Genomic DNA, 18320 nt, shown 5'->3' with positions numbered 1-18320 from the left:
CGACATCAACGACCTCTTCGGCCGGGGCCGGGGCGGCAGCAGGTCCACCGCGGCCGAGCGCGGCGATGACCTGACGACCCGCGTACAGGTTTCGCTCGCGGAGGCCGTCACCGGCACCGAGCGCGCGTTGACGCTCCAGCGGCCGGGGCGCTGCTCCAAGTGCCACGGCGAGGGCAACACCGGGAAGCTCGTGACGTGCCCCACCTGCAACGGCACGGGCCGGGCCCGACGGGGCGGCGCCATGTTCGGCGGATCCGGCGTGTGCCCCACCTGTCGCGGCAGCGGGAAGGCCCCGGAGCCCTGCTCGCAGTGCGGTGGCAGCGGCATCAAGGAGGAGACGACCCGGCTGACGGTGAAGATTCCGGCGGGCGTCGTCACGGGCTCCAAGGTGCGGCTGGCCGGCCAGGGCGCGGCGGGCATCCAGGGGGGCCCTCCGGGGGACCTCTACATCGAGACGGAGGTGGCCGAGCATCCGCTGGTGCGCCGCGAGGGCGACGACCTCTACCTGGACCTGCCGGTGACGGTCTCCGAGGCGCTGCTGGGCGGTGAGGTGCGCGTGCCTACGTTCCAGGGTGAGGTGACGCTGAAGGTGCCTCCAGGTTCACAGTCTGGCCGCAAGATGCGGCTCAAGGGGCGCGGCGTGCCGTCGCTCCGGGGCGGTACTCCGGGCGACATGTACCTGCTGCTCCAGGTGAAGGTCCCCGAGGAGGCCACGGACGAGGTCCGGGCCGCCGCGGAGACGCTGGCGCGGGCCTACCGGGGCGACGTGCGCCGGGAGCTGACGTTGTAGTTGTCGTTGCCACTTGTCCTGGAAGGCGCACCGTCCTACATCGCGCCTCCACTCTTCCGATTCCGGAGCGGGTACGTACTTATGGGTCTCTTCGATTTCCTCACGGGCGGCTCGGGCCCCGACAAAGCCCTCAAGCTCAAGTCCAAGGTGACCCAGAAGTACGGGGAGCCGTCCACGCGGCAGAAGGCCCTGCAGCAGTTGGGGGAGATGAAGTACCCCGAGGCCGTCACGGTGCTGCTCAGCCGGTTCACCATCACCGTGGACCCGCTCACCACCGACGCGGACGAGAAGGAGCACACCTTCGAGCTGATCAAGCACTTCGGCCAGGACGCCGTCGCGCCGGTGAGCGCCTTCCTCAAGTCGAGTGATCAGGCCACGTCCTGGGCGCTGCGCATCCTCCAGGAGCTGCTCGCCGAGGACGCGCTCATGGGCGTCATCGCGGACACGCTCCAGCACCTGTCCTCCCGCTACACGCGCGACCCGGAGAAGAAGGTCGTCCTGCTCCACCACGTGCTGGGCAAGCAGGATCCGCGCGTGGCCCCGGCCGTCCTCCCCTTCCTGGAGGACATGTCCGACGACGTGAAGATCGCCGCCATCAACGTCCTGGGACCCCTGAAGTACGAGCCGGCGCGCGAGCCCCTGCTCAAGCTGCTCACCTCCGAGGACACCGCGCGCCGCGTGCAGACCGTGGCGCTGTCGGCCCTGGCGGAGAGCGGCTTCGGCGTGCAGGGCTACCAGGAGAAGGTGCAGGCCGCCCTCGTGGAGCCCTACAGCCTGGACAAGGACGGCCGCATCCAGCGCCGACCCTGAGTCATTCCAGTACCCCGGCCAGGGAAGCGGACAGCGGGGCTGGGGGGCTGTCGGGCACCTGACACGCTTGGCGTTGGTGGAGGGCACCGAGCTTCGGTGCGGTTCCCTCCCACGCGAGACATGAAGCAGGATTCACGCGTGCCATCGAAGAAGAAGGGTCCGCAGCTCGCAGAGGTCGTCCCGCTGCGCCCCGCCACCATCGCGAAGAAGGCTCCACCGAAGCGGGCGGCGAAACCGCCTCCTCCGGTGGACACCGATACCGCCGCCCAGGCCTTGCTGGAGATGGGCCGGCAGCTCACCGACAACGCGGGCCCCACCGAGGCCCTGCGCGCGCAGCTGCAGACGCTCCACACGCTGCTCAAGCCGAAGGTCTGCTACGTCGCGCGCCACTTCCCGTCGCGCAACCAGCTGCACGTGGAGCACGTGCGCGGACGCTACGACGAGCGCGTCACCGCCGCCGTCCCGGGCGAGGGCGTGGTGGGCCGGTGCTTCACCGACAAGGTGCTGTTGCGTGAGGACGACACCGTCGCCGTGCCCCTGGAGGGACCGCAGGGGGTGACGGGCGTGCTCGTGGTGCTGGGCGCGCGCCGGAAGGCGTCCGACGTGCTGATGCAGTCGCTGGCGTCGCAGCTCACCGCCGCCTACGAAGTGGCCCGGCTGCGCGACGACAGCGCCCGGCGCAACAAGGACCTGCAGACGGCCATCGCGGGATTGAAGAGCCTGGAGCAGAACCGCGAGGAGCTGCTCGGCAATGTGTCCCATGACTTGAAGAACCCGCTCACCACCATCAAGGCCTACCTGGCCATGCTGGGCCGGGAGAAGCTGGGCACGCTGACGGACGGGCAGCGCCGCGCGGTGCAGATCTGTGATCGCAACGCGGACCGGCTGCTCCAGCAGGTGAACGACCTGGTGCTGATGTCCCGGCTGTCGTCGGGGAAGATGCAGCTCAACCAGCGCCCCTTCGGCCTCAAGGCCGTGGCGGAAGAGGTGGTGCGCGGGCTGGGCGCCGTCGCGGAGCACAGCCGTGTGCGCGTGGTGATTCCCCCCTGCCCGGAGGTGTTCGTCCGGGGCGACCGCGAACGCATCTCCGAGGCCATCCACAACCTCGTGGAGAACGGCATCCATCACAGCGAGACGGAAGACGTCGTCGAGGTGAGCGTGTCGTCCAGCGAGGGCCTGGGCGTCCTCACCGTGAAGGACTCCGGCCAGGGCATGACGGCGGAAGCCCTGGAGCACGTGTTCGACTCGTTCTACCGCGCGCAGCCGGGCATGCCCCGTCCCCCGGGCACGGGCCTGGGCCTGCCGCTGGTCGCCAAGATTGTCGCGCTGCACGGCGGCCGCGTGGACGCCAGCAGCATCCTGGGCGAGGGCAGCACGTTCCAGATGGTCCTGCCCCTGTTCGCGAGCGCCGTGAGCGCCCCGGACGTGAACCAGGCCGCGCCCAAGGCGGGCGGCATCCTCCTGGTGGAGGACGACGTGGACTGCCGCGAGGTTCTGGAACAGGTGCTGGAGCAGGAGGGCTACCGGGTGATGGCCACCTCCGGCGCCGCCGAGGCGCGCTCCATCCTGTCCCACATCCGTCCGGCCATGGTGCTGCTGGACCTGCGGCTGTCCGGGGAGGACGGACGCTCCGTGCTCCACTACATCCGCACCACGGAGTCGCTGGCGGACGTGGTCGTCTACATCATCTCCGGCGCGAGCGACGTCGCGTCCCTCACCTCGGGTGAAGGGCCGGACCGCATCGACGGGTACTTCGAGAAGCCCCTGAAGCTGCCCAAGCTGCTGGACACCGTGGCCTCGGTGGTGCGCCCCAAGAGCCGCGGTCCCGCCGTGACCTGAATGACGCTCTGACGCCTTCCCCACAGAAGAGGTGGATGGAAGGCGCCCCGCCTTGGGTAGTATCCGCGCGGTCCATGAGCACTTCCGTCTATAGCCGCTATCGCGCCGCGTTCGCCCAGGCCCTCGCCGGGGCCCTGGGTGTCCCCGCCGCTGACATCGAGCCCCAGGTCAAGCCCGCGGATCCCGCGCACGGCGACCTGAGCTTCGCCACCTTCCCTCTCGCCAAGGCGCAGAAGAAGGCGCCCCCCGCCATCGCCGCGCAGCTCGCGCAGGCGCTCCAGGTCCCGGGCCTGGAGGTCAAGGCCGTGGGCCCCTACGTCAACGCGCGCTTCCTGCCCCTCCCCTTCACCCAGGAGGTCATCGACGGCGTGCGCCTCGCGGGCCTCGCCTACGGGAGCGACGCGGAGGACGGCAAGGGCAAGACGGTGGTCATCGACTACTCGTCGCCCAACATCGCCAAGCCCATTGGCTTCCACCACATCCGCACCACGTTCCTGGGCCACTGCATCGCGAATCTGTACCGCGCGCTGGGCTGGCGCGTGGAGGGCGTCAACTACCTGGGTGACTGGGGCAAGCAGTTCGGCCTCGTCGCCGTGGGCTTCCAGGAGTTTGGCAAGGAGGAACTCCGGGAGGACATGGCGCATCTGGTCCAGGTCTACGTGCAGGCCAACAAGCGCGCCGGTGAAGACCCGGCCTTCGACGAGAAGGCCCGCGAGTTCTTCCGCCGCATGGAGGCAGGCGATCCGGAGGCGATGAAGCTCTGGAACCAGTTCCGGGAGACGAGCCTCAAGGGCTTCAAGCGCGTCTACGCGCGCATGGGCATCGACTTCGAGCACATCGAGGGCGAGAGCCGGTACCAGGGCAAGATGGACGCGGTCATCGAGCAGATCGCGAAGAAGCCCGGCGTGAAGGAGTCCCAGGGCGCCATCATCGTGGACATGCCCTACGCGGACGGCGAGCCGCCCGTGCTCCTCAAGAAGAACGACGGCAGCACGCTCTACGCCACGCGCGACCTGGCCGCCGCCGAGGACCGCCACGCACGCTTCAACTTCGACAAGTCGCTCTACGTCGTCGCGCAGGACCAGGCGCTGCACTTCCGGCAGGTGTTCCGCACCCTGACGGAGATGGGCCAGCCGTGGGCGGACAAATGCGTGCACGTGCCGTTCGGCCGCATCCACGGCATGAGCACGCGCAAGGGCCAGGTGGTGGAGCTGGATCAGGTGCTGGACGAGGCGAAGGAGCGCGTGCTCCAGCGCGTGAAGGAGAACGTCGCGCAGGGCAACCTTGAGACGACCGACGCGGAGGCGCTGGCGGAGCAGATCGGCCTGGGCGCCATCGTCTTCGGCGACCTCAAGCACAACCGCGCCAGCGACTACACGTTCGACTGGGACGAGGTGACGAGCCTGGAGGGGCACACGGGGCCCTATCTCCAGTACGCGCATGCCCGGAGCGCGAACGTGCTGCGCAAGGGTGGCGGCGTGCCCTCTGCGTATGATCCGTCCCTGCTCACGCTCCCGGAAGAGCAGGCCCTGGTGCGTGAGCTGATGCGGCTGCCGGACACGGTGAAGGCGGCGGCGGAGCAGTACGAGCCAAGCCTGGTGGCGCGGCTGCTCCTGGACGTGGCGGCGGCGTACAGCCGCTACTACACGGCCGGCAACAAGGACCGCGACAAGCGCATCCTCGTGGAGGGGAATGACGCGGTGCGCGCGGCCCGGCTGGCGCTCACGGACGCGACGCGCATCACGCTGGCGGCGGGGCTCACCTTGCTGGGCATCCCGACGCCGGAAAACATGTAGCCTGGGGGGCTGCGATGGACACCGCGCTGGCGCAGACCGCGACGCAAGGAGAGGCTTTGAAGGAGGAATTCGGTCCCATGTCCCGGGTGCTCGGGGCTCGGTACTTCGACGGGGTGCACTTCCCGCCGGAGGCCGAGAACGAGCTGCGCGCGCTCAGCGCCCGGGGCTTCGTGGTGCACGTCATGCGCACCACGGCGTGGATCAACTTCCTCTACATCGCGTGGGCCATGGTCCGCCGGGCCATGCCGCCCATCCGCGCGGTGGTGAACCTGCGCCCCTGGTTCACCAAACCCTGGCGCCAGACGGCGCAGGGCGGCGCGGTGGAGGAGCGCTTCCGCTACGCCCGCGAGCAGGGCGGCAGCGGCCTGGTGTTCCTGCGCCGCACGGCGCTCCTGCATGCCTCCGGCAAGGAGACGCGCGAGGACCCCTTCCCCGAACTGGTGCGGCTGGCGCGCGGCTCCGAGCGCCCGGTGTTCCTGGTGCCGGAGCTGTTCGTCTGGGAGAAGCGCCCCGCGAAGCTCAAGCCGGGCTGGCGCGACGCGCTGTTCGGAAGCCCGGAGGCGCCGGGCTTCGTGCACTCCATGGTGGCGTTCTTCCGCAACTACAAGCGCGCGCAGTTCCGCGTGGGAGAGCCCATCGACCTGCGCCGCTTCATCGAGGAGAACCCGGGCGTCAGCGACGAGGTGCTGGCGCGCAAGGTGCGCAGCACGCTGCACGTGTTCCTCGCGCGTGAGACGCGCGCGGTGTTCGGCCCGCCGCAGAAGCCCACGGACCGGCTCATCGAGGAGACGCTGCGCGACCGCCAGCTGCGCAAGGTGCTGGACGAGCACGCCGCCGCCGCGGGCCGCAAGCCCTCGAGCGTGTACCGCGAGGCGCAGCGCAACCTGGAGGCCATCGCGGCCAAGCCCAACCCGTCCGTGCTGGCGCTCATCGCGCCGATGCTGGAGTGGGTGTTCAACCGCATCTACGACGGCATCGGCGTGGACGAGGCCGGGCTGCACCGCGCGCTCAAGGCCGCGGGCAAGGCGCCGGTGGTGCTCTGCCCCAGCCACAAGAGCCACGTGGACTACCTGGTGATGAGCTGGGTGCTCTGGAACAGGGGCTACACCGCGCCGCTGGTGGCCGCGGGCGCGAACCTGTCCTTCTGGCCCCTGGGCGTGCTGTTCCGCCGCTGCGGCGCGTTCTTCCTGCGCCGATCGTTCAAGGGCGACAAGGTCTACGCCGCGTCCTTCAAGGCGTACATCAAGAAGCTGGTGCATGACGGCATCCACCAGGAGTTCTTCCCGGAGGGTGGCCGCTCGCGCACGGGCAAGCTGCTCACGCCCAAGCTGGGCATGCTCACGTGGCAGGTCGAAGCGGTGCTGGATGGCGCGCGCAACGACCTCTACTTCGTGCCCGTCTCCATCGACTACGAGAAGGTGGTGGAGTCCGACAGCTACTCGAAGGAGCTGGCCGGCGGGGAGAAGAAGCCGGAGGACCTGAAGGCCCTCTTGAGCGCGCCCAAGGTGCTGGCCGCGCGCTACGGGCGCATCCACCTCACCTTCGACGAGCCGCTGTCGCTGGTGGAGTTCATGCAGGCGCGTGGCCTGTCGCCGCAGGAGCCGGTGACGGACGAGCAGAAGAAGGGCCTGGTGCGCGCGCTGGGCAACCGCGTGATGTACGGCATCAGCAAGGTGTCCACCGTCACGCCGCATGCGCTGGTGAGCGCGTCGCTGCTGGCCCACCGCCGGCGCGGCCTCACCCAGCGCGAGCTCACGGACCGGATCAGCCTGCTGCGCCGCATCGCTTCCGAGGACGGCGCGCGGTTGTCCAAGGAGCTGGCCAACGCGCCGAGCAACCCGGAGACGCTGGGCCCCATCCAGGACGCGATGCGCGAGTTCATCTCCGACGAGATGGTGCGCACGCAGGAGGCGCGCGGCGAGGTCAGCTACCAGGTGGAGGACTCGCGCCGCCCGGAGATGTCCTTCTACAAGAACACGCTGATGAACCTGGTGGCCGCGCGCAGCCTGGTGGCCAACGCGCTGCTCGCGGGAACGCCCGCGCCGTACGACACCGTGAAGGCGCGCGCGCTGTTCCTGTCGCGCCTCTTCAAGGTGGAGTTCATCTACCGGGTGGGGGCGTCGTTCGACACCATCTTCGCCGAGTGCGTGGAGCGGCTCGTGCGCATGGGTCTGGTCATCCACGAAGGCGACACGCTCACGCGCGCGCCGGAGGCCCACGCCCAGCCGGACCTGGAGTTCCTGGCGGACCTGCTGCGCGACTTCCTGGAGGCCTACCTGCTGGCCGCCATGACGTTGCCGGACGTGGCCGCGGGCGTGGCCACCGACCGCAAGACGTTCGTCAAGCTGGCGCTGGAGACGGGGCGCGGCGAGTACAACGCCGGCCGCATCACCGCCGCCGAGTCCCTGGCGAAGACGACGCTGGAGAACGCGGTGGAGTACCTGTTGGATCAGCGCATCCTCGTGGAAGAGGACAAGAAGCTGCGGCTGGGTGACCCGGCCGCGGCGGCGGAGCTTCCCCGGAAGAACCCGCTCGCGGAGGAGATCCGCGGCTACCTCCACCGGGCCTGACGAAGCACTTCCTCCTCGAAGCGAACGCGGCACCCCACCCCTCTCCGCCCGACGGAGAGGGGGCAGGAGACGACACGGTGGACGAAGCATCCCCTTCCAGCGACCCGCGGCCGGCGGAGGCCCCCGCGCCGCTGTCCCCGCCCCACCCCGTGCTCGCCGCGGCCCTGGCCTTCGGGCTCTTCGTGACGGTGGGCGCCGTCACCCAGTTGCTCAACCCCGCCTTCGGCGTGTGGTTCACGGAGGTGTTCCTCTTCCTGGGCCTCGCGTGGATCATGGTGCGCCGCTCGGGGTACCGGCCCGCCGCGTACGTGGGCCTCACGCCGTTCCTGGGCGCTCCCACCCTGTTCGGCTTCCTGCTGGGCGTGGCCAACTTCGTCGGCGTGGTGGTGCCCGTTCAGTTCCTCGCGCAGAAGGTGGCTCCCGCATGGCTGCGGGAGATGTTCGACGCCTCGCGCCTCTTCGAAGGCCAGACGCCGATTGAGCTGGCGCTGCTGCTGGGCGGCGTGTCCGTGGCCGCTCCGCTGTGCGAGGAGGTCTTCTTCCGCGGCCTCTTCCAGCGCTCCCTGACGCCGCCGGCTCCCGCGTCCCCCTGGCGCGCGCTGATCATCTCGTCCGTGGTGTTCAGCGCGTTCCACCTGGATCCAGTGGGCTTCCTCGCCCGCGCGGAGCTGGGACTGCTGTTCGGCTGGCTCTTCTGGCGCACCGGCTCGCTGTGGCCGGGCATCGCGGCGCACGCGGCGAACAACATCGTGTCGTCGGCGCTGTTCCTCATCGCCACGCACTCGGGGCTCGCGAAGGACGGAGCGACGGACGACGTGACGGACTGGCGCGCAGTGCTGGGTCTGGCGCTGGTGGGCTGGACGGCGCTGCTGGGCCTGCGCGCCGCGTCCCGGCACTTCCCCTCCGTGTGGGGACGCGGCACTCCCCCCAGCGATGAGGAGGTGCGCGCCACGAAGCCCGTGCCCCTCTTCGCCCTCCAGCTGCTGCCCTGGGTGATGGCGGCCACGCTGTCCCTGGTGGGGCTGGGCCTCGTGGATGGGCGTGGCGTGTCGCTGAGCGTCTACGACGTCCAGCATCCGGTGGATCCGCTGCCCAAGGACGCGGCTCCCGCGCTTCAGGCCGAGCGCAAGGCCATGCGGCAGCTCCGCGACGCCGTACGCAAGGGCGAGGTGCCCATGGAGGCCTACGAAGAAGAACGGCTGCGCCAGTCGGAGGCCTATGGCCCCGCCAAGGACAAGCGCAGCCGCTGAGGCCCGGAGGGATGACTCCCCCCGGGCACGACGTCACTCCGACTTGTACGAGCTGACGTGGAACACCGGCCCCACCATGGCGGCGGTGACGGCGTCGCGCTGGATGCTGCCCTCGGCGGAGATGCGCTGACCGTCCTTCTTGATCTTCCGGTCACCGCCCGCGAGCTGGTACGTCCGGCCGTCGTCGGCCTTCAGGACCCACACGCCGCCCTCCAGGTCCTGGTACTGCACCGTGCCGGAGAGCTTCATGCGTCCTCCCGCTTGAGCATCGCGCGGGCGATGACGAGGCACACCACCGTGTTGAAGCCCAGCCACGGCTTCGCCAGGAAGGTGAAGGGCATCCACGCCAGCGCCGGAGCGCCCACCCACGCCGCGTAGGCCAGGAAGCCCGCGAAGCCCAACGCCAGGCCGCCCACCGCCGGCCGGAAGCCACGCCACGCGATGGCCGGCAGCGACAGCACCAGGGGAATGAGCGCGCTGTAGAACAGCGGGTTCACCGCGCCCCGGCCGAAGATGATGCGCTGCCAGTCCGGGATGGGCAGCGACGCCACGCTCACCACGTCCTGGGCCGAGCCCGCCGCGCCCGCGAACCAGGTGCGCAGGAAGAAGAAGCCCACCGTGGAGAGCACCAACGGCACGAGGAACGCCGGGCGGAAGAGCACGTTCAGGTAGCCCGGGCGCTCGCGGCCGCGCAGCGTGAGCAGCACCAGCGCGAGCAGCGCCGCGGCCCATCCCAACGACGGCCACCGGGGCGAAGCGCCGTTGAAGGCCTTCAGCGAAGCATTCGCGTTGAGGACGCCGTGGCCGTACTCCTCCGACCAGGCCTGGTTCTCCGTCGCCTTGGCGCCAGCGTAGAGCGCCTGCTCCACCTCGTCCGGCGTGGTGGCGCCCGCGCCGTAGAGCATCGCGGCGACGGCGGCCACGTGCGGCGCGGCCATGCTGGTGCCCTGGTACCAGGCGTAGATGGAGCGCGACGGGTCACGCGGGTCGATGGTGTTCTGCAGGATGCCGCCCGTGTCGCCCTGGCTCTTGTCACCACCGGGCGCCGCGATGTCCAGCTCCTTGCCATAGGACGAGTACGGCGCGCGCGTGCCGGAAGGGCCCACCGCGCTCACCGCCACCGCGCCCGGGTACGCCGCGGGGAACTCCACCTTGCCGCGCCCGGTGTTGCCCGCCGCGGCCACCACGGTGACGCCCTTCTTGCGCGCGTAGTCCACCGCGCTGGCCATGACCTGCGAGTACAGGCCACCGCCCAGCGACATGTTGATGACCTTCGCGTCGTGGTCCGCCGCGAAGCGGATGGCGTCCGCGATGTCCGCGGAGGTGCCGCTGCCGAAGTGGTTCAGCACCTTGATCGGCATCAGCGTCGCGTCGAACGCCACGCCCGCCACGCCCTCGCCGTTGTTGGTGGCCTGCGCGATGGTGCCCGCCACGTGCGTGCCGTGGCCGTGGTCGTCGTTGGCGTGCTCGTCGTCGTTGACGAAGTCATAGCCCTTCACGAACGACACGCCCTTCAGGTCCGGCACCTGCTTGAAGTCGTCGTGATCCTCGTAGGCGATGCCCGTGTCGATGACCGCCACCACCACGCCCTTGCCCCGGTTGCCGTCCCAGGCCTTCGGCATGTCGATCATCCGGAGGTTCCACTGGGACTCGAACTGGGGGTCGTTCGGCGTGTAGCTGGTGCGCACCTGCATGAGCGGCTCGGCGGACTCCACCGCCGGGTTCTGGCGGATGCGCTGGAGCACGTCCTCCACGCCGTCCACGCCCACCGCCAGCGTGACACCCGTACGAGGGCCCTCCAGGGAGTTGAACTCCAGGTCCACGCCCCACTCCTGCTCCCAGGCGTCGAACTGCTCCTTGGTGGTGCCGTCCTTGAAATCCACCACGATGGCGCCGGACACCACGTCGTCCGAGCCCTCCACCACCGCCTGGGACACCTCCGCCTGCGCTGCCGCCAGGTCCTGCCCGGCGGGGGCTTCCGGCTCCCGCGATGCGGAAGCGCACGCCGAGGCCGACAGGGCCAGCGCCGCGAGAACCACGTTCCATCGCCTCATCCGCATCGGGACACTCCTTGAACGAAGACGCCTCGAAGACCCACTACGAACGCACGGCGGGACGATTGGGTCTGCGCTTTCAGTCTGTCCGCCCCCCGGCCGGCCGTGCAAGGCGCAGGGGATGAAGAAAGGTGAAGAAGTCCAGCGGTTTGCACGCCAACGCCCTACCCACCCGACAGGCGCTGGAGCCAGGCCGCCGCCGCCCGCCCCACCTGGGGAAGGTTGCGATGGAAGGTCGCCCCGGCATCGTCGATGACCTCTAAATCACCCCCGGCCTCCGCGACAGCCGCGGCCAGCGCCGCCCGGGGCACCCGGGTGTCCTCCGCCCCCACAATCACCAGCAGCGGACACGACAGTCGCACGAGCGACAGCGGGTCCACATCCGGCGACACCAGACACAGTCCGCCCACGGCCGGGTGCCGCTCCTGGAGCGCCAACGCCACCCGGGCCCCCCCGTACAGCGACGCCACCGCGAGCGCCGTCGTCCCCGCGTTCTCCAGCGTCACCCGCATCGCGGCCTCCGCGTCCTCCACCAGCGCCCCGCCGGTGCCCCGGACGCCCTGGCTGGCCCCCACGCCCCGGTGGTTGAAGCGCAGGGTGGGAAAGCCCGCCCTCGCCACCGCGAAGGCCAGCTCCGCCGCCAGGACGTGATCCATCCCCCCTCCCTCCTCAGGCCGGGGCGGGAGGATGAGCAGCGGCGGTGACTTCTGGCCCCGGTGCACCGTGCCCTCCATCACCGCGCCGGCCGAACCCACGGGGATGAGCGTGGAGCGCTCCAGGAACTGACCTTTCTGGACCATGCCCCCACCTTAAGCCGTCACCCCGGCCGCGCCCGGGCCGGATTCCTGTCCCCGCCCCCTCCCGGACTTCCCGCGCCGCAGCGCGTTGCACACATTCCGTGACCTGCTCGCAACTTTTCGGCGCTTCGGGTGAGAATGGATCAACGCAGCAAGCTTTCCCTTCCCCCTTCAAAAATCCGCACACCGCAGGAGCCTCAAGCCATGGGAACCATCGGGCGCACCTCCAACAACACCATCGCGCGCACCACCACGACCACGGGGACCGGCGCGGCCGCCCCGGCCAAGACGGCGACCCCGGTCACGGCGAAGCCGGCCAACACCGTGAAGGACGGCTTCGACACCAAGTCGTCGAGCGGCGCGGTGCGCACCGCGGCCCCCACGGGCGTGTTCACGGCTCCGGCCGGCGCGAAGGACAAGGCCTACGACGGCAAGATCATGGGCAAGGGCGGGCAGGCCTTCGACGCCAGCACCCCGCTGAGCCAGATCCCGGCCTACGAGCCCAAGGGCGGCGTGAAGCAGCCCGGCACCATCATCTACGTGAACGGGATGATGACGGACAAGGCTGGCCAGGAGACCACGATGCAGGCCATCGCGGACAAGACGGGCCAGAAGACCATCGGTATCCACAACTCCACCGAGGGCTTCTTCAAGGACCTGGGCCAGTGCATCACGGACAAGATGGACAAGGGCAAGAACCCGGCCGTGGATACGCTGGCGGACTCGCTCTACACGGAGCTGAAGGCCGGCCGTGACGTGCACCTGATGGCGCACAGCCAGGGTGGCCTCATCACCAGCCGCGCGCTGAGCGACGTGGCCAAGCGGCTGCGCATCGAAGACGGGCTGTCCCCCGCCCAGGTGCAGGAGAAGCTGGGCAAGGTCTCCGTGGAGACCTTCGGCGCCGCGGCGGCGACCTACCCGGACGGCCCCAAGTACGTCCACTACGTCAACGACAAGGACCCCGTGCCGGGCCTCTTCGGTCTGGGCACCAGCGGCAAGGGCCCCCTGGATCTGATCAAGCACGCGGGCAAGGACGCGAAGATCCACTACTTCTCCGAGAAGAGCATCTTCTCCGGCGCGCACAACATCAACGACACCTACCTCAACCAGCGCGTCCCGTTCGACCAGGCCCGCACCGGCAATTTCTGAGGTAGGGAACGGCGTGTGATATGACTGCACGTATGACGCTCGAAGAAGCCCAGCGGCTGGTGCAGTCATTCATCCGGGGCCACGGAGGCGATGCGCAGGCCTCCGGGCTGAACGCGAAGGGATTTGGCGGCGCCGCGCTTGGCGACGCGCAGGTCTACTTCGAACACGTGAAGGACTCGGGGGCGCTGAAGTGCAGCGCCCTCATCTACCGCTTCCGCGACGCGCCCCGGCCGGGCGTCATCGACGGGTTCCGTGACGAAGAGAAGAAGGGCACGGACGCCGGCGGCGGCAAGGTGGACTACGAGACCGAGAACAAGTCCCTCTTCCTGAGCCGCACGTACGGCGTGGTGCCGTCGGAGCAGCAGTTCAAGGAAGACGTGGACCGGCTCGTGGAAGCCAGCCTCGTTTGGGGCGACGAAGTCTTCAACCGCGTCGCGGATCGCGTCATCCCCGCGAAGTGATCAGCTCCTTCTCCAGCAAGGTGCAGTGGCTGCTGTCCTCCATGGGCCTGGCGCGTCCTGCGCCGCCCGCGGGGGGCCCGATGACGCGCGACGCAGCCCGGCAGCTGGTGAAGTGGTACCTCCAGTCCCAGGGCGCTGGCGTCACCGAGGGCCTCAACGAGCAGGGGCTGGGCGGCATGATGAGCGGCGAAGGCCAGTACGCCTTCGAACACGTCGAGTCCCCGCCCACGCTCAAGTGCAGCGCCCTCATCTACCGGTTCCGTGAAGCGCCCAAGCCCGGCATCATCGAGGGCTTCCGGCAGCAGCAGGAAGAGGGCACGGACACTGGCGGCGGCAACGTCGACTTCGAGCCGGACACTGGCAACCTGTTCCTGACCCGCACCTACGAAGTCATGCCGGACGGCCGCGAGTTCACCCGCGACCTGGACCGGCTGGGCAAGGCCAGCATCGTCTGGGGCAAGGACGTGCTGGACCGCGTGGCCCACAAGGTCTTCGGCACCTGAGCGTTCCCGAGCACCACTGGAGGCGCGCCTCATGTCAGGCGCGCCCCGGGGCCGGACGCCGCCGCTACACCGACTGCATCACGTAGAACTTGAGGTACTTCCCTTCCGGGAACTGCAGGCGCACGGGGTGGTCCGGCGGCTGGTAGCGCTCTTCCACCAGCGCCAGGTCCACGCCGGCCTTGAAGCCCGCCTCGCGCACGGCGCCCATGAACAGGTCCCCCGTCACGCGCGCGGAGCACGACGCCGTGGCCAGCAGGCCGCCGGGACGCAAGAGCGCCAGGGCCTGCCGGTTGAGGGATGCGTAGCCGTCCACGGCGGCCTCCACCGCGCGCTGGCTCTTCGCGAAGGCGGGCGGGTCCAGGATGATGAGGTCGAACGTGCGGCCCTCCTCCTTGAACGACTGGATGAGGTCGAACGCGTCCGCCGCCAGGAAGTCATGCTTCGCCGCCGGCAGCCCGTTTCGCGTGAAGTTCTCCCGCGCCAGGGCGATGGCCTCCGGGTCCTGATCCACGGAGAAGACGCTGTTGGCCCCGCCCAGCGCCGCGTTCACGGAGAAGCCGCCGCTGAAGCTGAAGCAGTTGAGCACGTCCCTCCCCTGCCCCAGCCGGCGGATGAGGTAGCGGTTCTCACGCTGATCCAGGAAGAAGCCCGTCTTCTGCCCCTTCCACGCGTCCACGAGGAAGATGGCGCCGCGCTCGCGGATGGGGATGAGCTCCGGGGCCTCCTCGCCCCACAGCATCTTCCCGCTGCCGCGGCCGTCGTCCTCCTCCACGTCGTCGCGCCCCACCTCGTCTCGGCCGAGGATGCCCTTCAGGCCCGGGACGCCCGCCTTCAGCGCCTCCACGATGAGGGGGCGGTACGGGGTGAGGCCCGCGGAGTACAGCTTCATCACCGCCCAGCCCGCGTACAGGTCCACCACCACGCCGGGCAGGCCGTCGCCCTCGCCGTGGATGAGGCGGTAGCTGTCCGTGTCCTTCAGGTCGATGAGCGACGTGCGCGCGGACAGGGCCCGCTGCACGCGCTGGGTGATGAAGCGCGAGTCCACCGTCTCTCGCGCGTCCCGCGTGAGCACGCGCACCGCGATGGCCGAGTGCGGATCATAGTACCCGCGCGCGACGAACTTCCCGTTCTCCGTCAGGTCCACCACGCTGCCCGCCGGAATCCGCGGCATGTGCTCCAGGGCCTTGCGGAACACCCACGGGTGCCCCGCACGCAGGTGACGCCCCAGGCCTCGGGCCAGCTCCAGCTTCACGACATTCACGTTGAAACTCCTCGACTGCGGGCCGTCCGGCGGCGGGCGAGGAGGGCGCGAGCCAGCTCCTCGAAGCCCCGCCCCTCGGGCGCCCGGGTGATGAAGGCCGGCGGCGCGTCGATGCGATCCAGCACCGCGCGCACGTTGGCCACGCCCACGCCCAGCTTGAACGCCTGGAACATCGGAGCGTCGTTGAAAGAATCCCCCGCGTAGACATACCGGCCGTCCGCGGGGTCCAGCTTCTCGCCCCACGCTACCTTGGCGAAGCGGCGCGACGCGGAGAGTTTGTCGAAGCGGCCCAGCCAGCAGTTGACGTGCACCGACGAGCGCACCGCCGTCACGCCCCGGGCCCGCAGCAGCGACTCGATGCGGGAGGCCCCTTCATCGCCCAGCCGGGCCTCCTCGTTGTAGTCCACCGCCAGGTCCACTTCCGTGTAGCGGCTGTCCACGGACAGCCGCGCGCCGGGCACCTGGGCGAGCACGCGCTCGACCTCCTTCTCCAGGCGCTGGCGGTTCGCCACGCGCTGGGAGGGCGGCTCCAGGTACACCTTGCGCAGCTTCCCCTTGGCGTCCTTGAGGAAGAACAGCCCACCGTTCTCCACGACGACGCCGTCCACGGGGAGCTGGCGGGCCCACGCCTCGCCCCACCCCGCCGGCCGGCCGCTCACCAGCACCAAGCGCAGGCCGGACGCGGACAGCTGCTCCAGGGACCGCACCGTCTGGCTGCGCAGCTTGTGACCCGTCGTCAGCGTGCCGTCCACGTCGGTGAAGACACCCTGCACACCGGACAGGTCCGCCTGCCGCAGGGGGCGCGGCTCCACGGCCTTCACTTTCACTGTCTTCACATCACGTCCAGTTGCGCGAGCTGGGACTGGAAGGACTCGATGGTGGAGAGCAGCTCCGGGCCCGTGAGCGTGGCGAGCTTCAGCTTGCGCGCCTTGCGCAGGAACGCGTCCATGGTGGGGTCCCGGCCGTAGAGCGACTGCGCGCTGGCCGCGGCCTCCGCCAGTGCCTTCGCGGACGCGACCGGATCCTTCGTGGACTGGGCCAGCGCGCGCTCCAGGCGCACGCCGCACGCGGCCCACACCTCACGGTCGTGGTGGATGAGCAGCTGGCGCTGGTTCACCGCGGACAGGCTCCGCACCAGCTCCTCCAGCCCTGCCGTCACCGTCAGCAGCCGTCCCTGCTCGGGGGCGGACTCGAGCGCGAGCGCGCCAATCTCCGCGCGGGCCTCCACGATGTGGCGCTTGTCCTGTGCGCGCAGGTTCCGGTACGCGGCGGTGCGGCCGAAGGCGTCCAGCTCCGTCTGGAGCTGCTGCGCGTTCCACAGCACCTCCTCCGGCTTCGCGTCGCGCACCTTGTTGAGCCGCGCCGTGACGATGCGCGACAGGTCGGACGTGATGGCGCGCACCGTGACGGCCGCCTTCACCTCCGCCTCGTAGCCGGGCACCACCTGGGCGCGGGATACCTCGCCGAAGGTGCTCGCGGACTCGAAGACGAGCTGGCTCATCTGTTCGCGGTAGTCAGACCGGAACCGTTGGATTTCCGCCAACAGCTGCCAGCGGTCGCTCACCACGGACGGGTTGCGCATGGCCTCGCCCAGCTGGGTGATGCTCTGGGCCAGCTTGCCCATGCCCTCCTGGAGCAGGGCGGGCACGTCCGCGGGACCCTTGCGGGGCGCGGCCGGCTGCGGCGTACCGGGGAACTGCTCCCGGATGACGTTGAGCAGCGCGTTGACGTCCATCACCGTGTCGCGGATGACGGGCGCCATCTCCTCCCACAGCGACAGGTCGGGGCTGGCGTCGACGACGGGCGTCTCGTACTTCACCAGGTCCAGGTCACTCAGCCGGGAGATGGCCTGGGCCGCGGCGAGATACACCGCTCTCAGCCGCGCGGAAAAGGCGCGGTCGGGCAGCGACTGGAGGATTTGTTCGAGCCTCGGGGTCAGGGAGGCCGGCGGTGGATTCTCGGCGGCAGCGGACACGTTGCCCCCACTCTACCGCTCGACATCGCGTCCGGGGAGTTCTAGCAAGCATCCCGGGCCCGAGGGCTGGGCCGGGGAGTCCACGGAAATGATCCAGGTCTGTCTGTGGGAGGACGGCAGGGCTGTCTCGGGGGGTGAGGAACTGCTCGATCGGCCGGGGCCCAAGTGGATCGACGTCCTGGAGCCGAACGCGGAGGTGCTGGGCCGACTGGCCGAGCGCTTCCAACTGCACCGGCTGGCCGTGGAGGACTGCCTGCACCTGGACCAGCGGCCCAAGCTGGAGGAGTACCCACACCACCAGTTCATCGTGATGCAGGGCTTCAGCTGCGGTTCGGATGTCACGGAGCTCACGCTGCACGAGCACCACTTCTTCCTCGCGCAGGACTGGCTCATCAGCGTGCACGAGCTGCGCCTGCCCAGCCATGACGCCGTCCTACGGCGCGTGAAGGACGACCCCGCGGGCACGCTGGGCCGGGGCGTGGACGTCATCCTCTACATGCTCGCGGACGCGCTCGTGGACGCGCAGTTCCCCATCATGGACGGCTTCGGCGACCGGCTGGATGACCTGGAGGACGCCATCTTCGCCGAGCCGGATCCGGAGCACCTGCAGCGCATCTTCCAGCTCAAGCGCGCGCTGGTGACGCTGCGCCGCGTGCTGTCTCCACAGCGCGACGTGGTGGGCATGCTGTCGCGCCGAGGCATCCCGCAGATTCAAGAGAAGACGACGCTGTACTTCCGCGACGTCTACGACCACCTGGTGCGGCTCTACGAGCAGATCGACGCCAGCCGCGACGTGGTGGGCAACGTGATGGACGGCTACCTGTCCGTGGTGGCCCAACGCACCAATGACATCAGCAAGCAGCTCACCATCTTCGCCACCCTCTTCCTGCCCCTATCCTTCATCGTGGGGTTCTTCGGGCAGAACTTCGAACAGTTGACGGGAACGGGCTGGTACGTCGCCATGTGGGTGACCATGGTGGGCTTCCCTCTGGGGCTCGTGGGTTGGTTCAAGTACAAGAAGTGGATCTGACGCCGCCCCCTGCGACGGGCCGCGAGGAGGCACGC

The 18320-nt window shown here is 69.7% G+C and carries 16 protein-coding genes; 10 read left to right on the top strand and 6 right to left on the bottom strand.

The annotated features are described in order from the left end of the window. The 6 genes from D7X99_RS19565 to D7X99_RS19540 all read left to right on the top strand — a co-directional run. Positions 1–790, top strand: a 790-nt coding sequence (locus D7X99_RS19565; RefSeq protein WP_121779092.1) for a DnaJ C-terminal domain-containing protein, incomplete at its 5' end; no start/stop codon positions are given. Positions 791–871: 81 nt separating this feature from the next. Further along, positions 872–1600 carry a HEAT repeat domain-containing protein gene (locus D7X99_RS19560; RefSeq protein WP_120580766.1) on the top strand — a complete coding sequence of 243 codons (729 nt, stop codon included), beginning with the start codon at positions 872–874 and terminating at the stop codon, positions 1598–1600. Positions 1601–1738: 138 nt separating this feature from the next. Further along, complete coding sequence (locus tag D7X99_RS19555; protein WP_121779099.1) at positions 1739–3439, top strand: hybrid sensor histidine kinase/response regulator; 1701 nt, start codon at positions 1739–1741, stop codon at positions 3437–3439. A 74-nt stretch (positions 3440–3513) separates the two neighbouring features. Beyond that, on the top strand, positions 3514–5235 hold the full coding sequence (gene argS / locus D7X99_RS19550; protein WP_120580767.1) for an arginine--tRNA ligase: 1722 nt from the start codon (positions 3514–3516) through the stop codon (positions 5233–5235). Positions 5236–5249: 14 nt separating this feature from the next. After that, positions 5250–7805, top strand: a complete 2556-nt coding sequence (locus D7X99_RS19545) for a 1-acyl-sn-glycerol-3-phosphate acyltransferase (protein ID WP_121779091.1) — start codon at positions 5250–5252, stop codon at positions 7803–7805. Positions 7806–7882: 77 nt separating this feature from the next. Further along, positions 7883–9055, top strand: coding sequence for a type II CAAX endopeptidase family protein (locus D7X99_RS19540; protein ID WP_233613536.1), 1173 nt, complete (start codon positions 7883–7885; stop codon positions 9053–9055). Positions 9056–9088: 33 nt separating this feature from the next. Here D7X99_RS19540 and D7X99_RS19535 read toward each other — a convergent pair whose 3' ends face one another. The 3 genes from D7X99_RS19535 to D7X99_RS19525 all read right to left on the bottom strand — a co-directional run bounded on the left by D7X99_RS19535 (position 9089) and on the right by D7X99_RS19525 (position 11909). After that, positions 9089–9304: a DUF5818 domain-containing protein gene (locus D7X99_RS19535; protein ID WP_120580769.1), complete on the bottom strand. Its 216-nt coding sequence runs from the start codon at positions 9302–9304 to the stop codon at positions 9089–9091. Next, complete coding sequence (locus tag D7X99_RS19530) at positions 9301–11115, bottom strand: S8 family serine peptidase (RefSeq protein ID WP_121779090.1); 1815 nt, start codon at positions 11113–11115, stop codon at positions 9301–9303. Before D7X99_RS19530 ends, D7X99_RS19535 begins: the two co-directional genes overlap by 4 nt. Positions 11116–11273: 158 nt before the next feature. Next, positions 11274–11909: an alpha/beta hydrolase gene (locus D7X99_RS19525; RefSeq protein WP_121779089.1), complete on the bottom strand. Its 636-nt coding sequence runs from the start codon at positions 11907–11909 to the stop codon at positions 11274–11276. Between the two features lie 201 nt (positions 11910–12110). Between D7X99_RS19525 and D7X99_RS19520 the strand changes: the two genes are divergently transcribed. From D7X99_RS19520 to D7X99_RS19510, 3 genes are read left to right on the top strand one after another with little or no spacing between them, the layout of a single operon-like run. Then, positions 12111–13055 carry a hypothetical protein gene (locus D7X99_RS19520; protein WP_120580320.1) on the top strand — a complete coding sequence of 315 codons (945 nt, stop codon included), beginning with the start codon at positions 12111–12113 and terminating at the stop codon, positions 13053–13055. Positions 13056–13087: 32 nt separating this feature from the next. Further along, the gene (locus D7X99_RS19515; protein WP_120564474.1) at positions 13088–13516 is read left to right on the top strand and encodes a hypothetical protein; all 429 of its coding nucleotides are present in this window, start codon (positions 13088–13090) and stop codon (positions 13514–13516) included. Continuing rightward, positions 13513–14019, top strand: coding sequence for a hypothetical protein (locus D7X99_RS19510; protein WP_233613535.1), 507 nt, complete (start codon positions 13513–13515; stop codon positions 14017–14019). Before D7X99_RS19515 ends, D7X99_RS19510 begins: the two co-directional genes overlap by 4 nt. A gap of 64 nt (positions 14020–14083) precedes the next feature. Here D7X99_RS19510 and D7X99_RS19505 read toward each other — a convergent pair whose 3' ends face one another. Genes D7X99_RS19505 through D7X99_RS19495 form a run of 3 tightly spaced genes read right to left on the bottom strand, consistent with a single transcriptional unit; the run spans position 14084 to position 17255 of the window. Then, positions 14084–15280: a class I SAM-dependent rRNA methyltransferase gene (locus tag D7X99_RS19505; RefSeq protein WP_121779088.1), complete on the bottom strand. Its 1197-nt coding sequence runs from the start codon at positions 15278–15280 to the stop codon at positions 14084–14086. After that, a complete protein-coding gene (locus D7X99_RS19500; RefSeq protein ID WP_121779087.1) occupies positions 15277–16116 on the bottom strand; it encodes an HAD-IIB family hydrolase in 840 nt (279 codons plus the stop codon). The genes D7X99_RS19505 and D7X99_RS19500 overlap by 4 nt, the downstream gene beginning before the upstream one ends. Beyond that, entirely contained in the window at positions 16113–17255 is a 1143-nt protein-coding gene (locus D7X99_RS19495) for a hypothetical protein (protein ID WP_121779086.1), read from the bottom strand. The genes D7X99_RS19500 and D7X99_RS19495 overlap by 4 nt, the downstream gene beginning before the upstream one ends. Positions 17256–17343: 88 nt before the next feature. Here D7X99_RS19495 and D7X99_RS19490 point away from each other — a divergent pair, with 88 nt between their 5' ends. Then, complete coding sequence (locus D7X99_RS19490) at positions 17344–18285, top strand: magnesium transporter CorA family protein (protein ID WP_121779085.1); 942 nt, start codon at positions 17344–17346, stop codon at positions 18283–18285. Positions 18286–18320: the final 35 nt, after the last annotated feature.

This window comes from Corallococcus sp. AB032C, from assembly GCF_003668935.1.
Lineage (GTDB): Bacteria > Myxococcota > Myxococcia > Myxococcales > Myxococcaceae > Corallococcus > Corallococcus exiguus.
This window is presented reverse-complemented; position numbering and strand designations above follow the sequence as displayed.

Coding starts and splice junctions, on each gene's coding strand:
- D7X99_RS19545 (WP_121779091.1), top strand. CDS start 5,250: ATGGACACCGCGCTGGCGCAGACCGCGACGCAAGGAGAGGCTTTGAAG.
- D7X99_RS19560 (WP_120580766.1), top strand. CDS start 872: ATGGGTCTCTTCGATTTCCTCACGGGCGGCTCGGGCCCCGACAAAGCC.
- D7X99_RS19490 (WP_121779085.1), top strand. CDS start 17,344: ATGATCCAGGTCTGTCTGTGGGAGGACGGCAGGGCTGTCTCGGGGGGT.
- D7X99_RS19515 (WP_120564474.1), top strand. CDS start 13,088: ATGACGCTCGAAGAAGCCCAGCGGCTGGTGCAGTCATTCATCCGGGGC.
- D7X99_RS19535 (WP_120580769.1), bottom strand. CDS start 9,304: ATGAAGCTCTCCGGCACGGTGCAGTACCAGGACCTGGAGGGCGGCGTG.
- D7X99_RS19525 (WP_121779089.1), bottom strand. CDS start 11,909: ATGGTCCAGAAAGGTCAGTTCCTGGAGCGCTCCACGCTCATCCCCGTG.
- D7X99_RS19520 (WP_120580320.1), top strand. CDS start 12,111: ATGGGAACCATCGGGCGCACCTCCAACAACACCATCGCGCGCACCACC.
- argS (WP_120580767.1), top strand. CDS start 3,514: ATGAGCACTTCCGTCTATAGCCGCTATCGCGCCGCGTTCGCCCAGGCC.
- D7X99_RS19530 (WP_121779090.1), bottom strand. CDS start 11,115: ATGCGGATGAGGCGATGGAACGTGGTTCTCGCGGCGCTGGCCCTGTCG.